2 protein-coding genes are annotated in these 2,339 nt (G+C 73.0%); one reads left to right on the top strand and one right to left on the bottom strand.

Annotation, left to right across the window (positions count from 1 at the left end; genetic code table 11):
- A partial coding sequence (locus BZL64_RS38000; protein WP_341868854.1) for a hypothetical protein occupies positions 1 to 735 on the top strand: 735 nt, incomplete at its 5' end.
- Between the two features lie 72 nt (positions 736 to 807).
- Here BZL64_RS38000 and BZL64_RS38005 read toward each other — a convergent pair.
- Positions 808 to 2,010 carry an amino acid deaminase/aldolase gene (locus BZL64_RS38005; RefSeq protein WP_086773489.1) on the bottom strand — a complete coding sequence of 401 codons (1,203 nt, stop codon included), beginning with the start codon at positions 2,008 to 2,010 and terminating at the stop codon, positions 808 to 810.
- Positions 2,011 to 2,339 lie beyond the last annotated feature (329 nt).

Here is a 2,339-nt window from a genome sequence, read left to right on the forward strand (position 1 = left end):
CTCCTCATCAGGGGGCGGTGGCGGCGGCCGGTACCGGGCCATCGCCCTCGTGGTCGTCGCGGCCGTCCTCGTCGCGGCCGTCGTGACCGGAGCCGTCCTCCTGCGACGACCACGGACACCGCCACCTCCACACCCTCCGCCGACCCGTCCGCCACCTCGTCGACGGACCCTTCCGTCGTCGTCGACGAGCTGAACGGCATCACCCTCCCGCTGCCCGAGGGCTGGGTCCTCCCCGAGCACGTCGCCGAACCCGACGTCGTCATGACCACCGACGGCACCTACGACTGCCCCGGCGGAGGCATCTGCCGGCACGGCCGCGTGATCTCCCGGACCGTCACCGACACCGACGAGACCTCCCCCAGGGCACTGGCCGAGGCGGACATCGCCGACGCGGCCGACGACGCCTACGACGAGGACCTCATCGGCCGGAGCCCCTTCGGCGGCATCGAGTCCCACCAGGCGGTGGCCGCCGGACAGGTCGCGGTCTCGGGCCGCGCCGGGTACTACGTCCGCTGGCGCGTGACGACGGCCGAGGGGCCCGGCGGCTACGTCCAGTCCCTGGTCTTCCCTTCCACCGTCGGCACCGGGGCACCCGTCCTCGTCCGGTACGTCTTCGACGCGGGCGAGGACGGGCCACCGCTCGCCGACATGGATCGCATCACCAAGGGCATCCGCCCGATCGGTGACGCGGACACGGGCGGCGGGGTCGGCAGCGACCTCGGACCGACACCGTGAGCCGTCCCACACCGCTCGGCGAAGAGTAAGAACCGTCGGAACCGTCGGAACTCTCGGAACCGGAGGAGCGAGCTAGAGGAACGTCTGCCCCTCGCCGCGGTACGTCGGCACCGTCGCCGTCACCGCGTCCCCCTCGATCAGCCGCAGCATGTCGAACCGCTCGCACAGCTCACCGGCCTTCGCATGCCGGAACCACACCTTGTCGCCGATCAGCAGATCGTCGGCGGGCGAGCCGAGCAGCGGGGTCTGCACCTCGCCGGGACCCTCCTGCGGGTCGTAGCGCAGCCCCTCCGGCAGATACGGCACCGGCAGCCGGTCGGGTCCGGGCGCACCGGACGCGGGGTAGCCGCCGCCGAGGACGGTGACGACGCCGACGCCCGGCCGGCGGACGACGGGCTGGGCGAACAGGGCGGCCGGACGGCCGTCGAACGACGTGTAGTTGTCGAACAGACGCGGCACGTACAGTCCCGAACCCGCCGCGATCTCCGTGATCGCGTCCTCCGCGGCGGTGTGCTGCACACTGCCGGTCCCACCGCCGTTCACGAACTCCAGGTCCGGCACCACGGCGCGCACCGCACGCACCACCGCGGCACGCCGCTCGACGAGTTCTCGGCGCGCGGTGGCCTGCATCAGCCGGATCGCGCGGGACCGGAAGGGCCGGCCGGCCAGCGAGTCGCCCACCCCCGCGATGTGACCCTCGTACGCCATGATCCCCACCAGCCGGAACCCAGGACGCCGGGCCACGGCCCGTGCCACGTCGGCGACCTGGGCGGGGGAGTGCAGCGGGGAGCGCAGCGCGCCGACCCGCACCCGCCCGCCCAGCAGCTTCAGTGAGGTGTCCAACTCCAGGCAGACCCGCACGACTTCGTGTCCGTCGCCGCGCGCGGAGTCGATGAGGTCGAGCTGGGTGACGTCGTCGACCATCACGGTGACGGCGGCGGCCAGCTTGGGATCGCCGGCCAGTTCCGCGAAGCCGGAACGGTCGGCGGAGGGGTAGGCGAGCAGGATGTCCTCGAAGCCCGACCGGGCCAGCCACAGGGATTCGGCCAAGGTGAAGGACATGATGCCCGCGAAACCGTCCTTCGCCAGGACGCGTTCGAGCAGGGCCCGGCAGCGGACGGACTTGCTGGCGACGCGGACCGGCTTCCCGCCCGCCCGGCGGATCAGGTCGTCCGCGTTGGCGTCGAATGCCTCCAGGTCCACGATGGCGACAGGAGCGTCGAGATGGGCGGTGGCCCGGTCGTACCGGGCCCGGTCGGCGGCGCGCGCAGTCATGGACGCAGCCTGCCAGACCCGATTACCGCAGGGTAGGGGGACGTTCCGGGCAGATGCCCCGGGGGGTGCGGACTGGTTCCCGTTCGCGCAGGAACAAGCCGTAGAGTGACGCGCACGCACGGAGGACGGCTCCGGCAGGGTACCCGTGCCGGGATGCCGGTCCGCCCGTGCGGGTATGCGTGCCCAGGAAGGACCGGCGTGTCCGTACCGGGGCCGGCCGGGCGAGGAGACCGGCTCGCGCGGGACAACGACGGCGCGGGCACGAGGAAACGGGGGGTGCATGAGCACGGAAGCACGCCGCGCCTCGATCCCCCCGCGCCCGGCGACAC

The organism is Streptomyces bobili (genome assembly GCF_002154575.1).
Lineage (GTDB): Bacteria > Actinomycetota > Actinomycetes > Streptomycetales > Streptomycetaceae > Streptomyces > Streptomyces bobili.